This is a genomic window from Actinoplanes sp. NPDC051475 (genome assembly GCF_040689425.1).
In the GTDB taxonomy this organism is placed as follows: Bacteria; Actinomycetota; Actinomycetes; order Mycobacteriales; family Micromonosporaceae; genus Actinoplanes.
On record NZ_JBFAZZ010000048.1, the window covers coordinates 1 to 1,116 of the forward strand.

General features: G+C 66.8%; 1 protein-coding gene. It reads left to right on the plus strand.

The window, feature by feature from the left end; translation table 11 throughout:
• Positions 1 to 122 precede the first annotated feature (122 nt).
• On the plus strand, positions 123 to 1,116 hold a 994-nt coding region (locus AB0368_RS38440), incomplete at its 3' end, for an IS481 family transposase (RefSeq protein ID WP_366158980.1).

A 1,116-nucleotide genomic window follows, 5' to 3' on the forward strand; every position in this document is an offset into this window, starting at 1 on the left:
TGTGCTGTCCAGGGAGGTTGGTCGAGGTTGTGTGACGAGTTGATCTGAGCTCTGGACGGGTGAAGGCCTCCGGTTGTGGAGTGGAGCTGTCTAGGAACCGCTCACGCAACCAGGAGGCCTTCGTGCTCCACCGTAATGCTGCTTTGACCCCGCGCGCACGTCTGCGGCTAGCGCGTCTGGTCGTGGACGAGGGTTGGCCGGTCGCGCAGGCGGCCCGGCGTTATGAGGTGTCCTGGCGGACGGCGAAGCGCTGGGCGCAGCGCTACGCCGAATTCGGCGCTGAGGCGATGAACGACCAGTCGTCACGCCCGCATCACAGCCCGGCTCGTACCCGGCAGCCGCTGGTGCGCAAGATCGTGCACCTGCGGTGGAAGCAACGCCTCGGACCGGTGCAGATCGGCGGGCGCCTGGGCGTGCCGGCCTCGACCGTGCACGCCGTGTTGACCCGCTGCCGACTCAACCGGCTGTCACACATCGACCGGGTCACCGGTGAACCCGTGCGCCGCTACGAACACCCGCATCCCGGGGCGATGCTGCACGTGGATGTCACCAAGTACGGCAACATCCCCGACGGCGGTGGCTGGCGTTACGTCGGGCGCCTGCAGGGCCGCCGTCACCGCGAAGCCACCGCCCGACGCACCGGAGTCCGTAACCGTGTCTACGAACCTCAGCTGGGCACCGCGTTCGTGCACACCGTCATCGACGACCACTCCCGCATCGCCTACGCCGAAATCCGCGACGACGAGAAAGCTGTCACCGCTATCGACGTGCTGCGCAACGCCGTCACCTGGTTCGAGCAACGCGGTGTCACCATCGAGCGGGTCCTGAGCGACAACGGCTCGGCCTACAAGTCCTACGCCTGGCGTGACGCCTGCACGCAGCTGGGCATCACGCCGAAGAGGACCCGGCCCTACCGGCCACAGACCAACGGCAAGGCCGAACGGTTCCACCGCACCCTGACCGAAGGGTGGGCAATCGCCCGCTTCTACAACTCCGAGCACGCCCGCAGGAAGGCCCTACCGGCCTTCCTACATCACTACAATCACCACCGGCCCCACTCAGCAATCGGCGGCCTACCACCCATCACCAGGTTGACCAACGTCCCTGGACAGCACA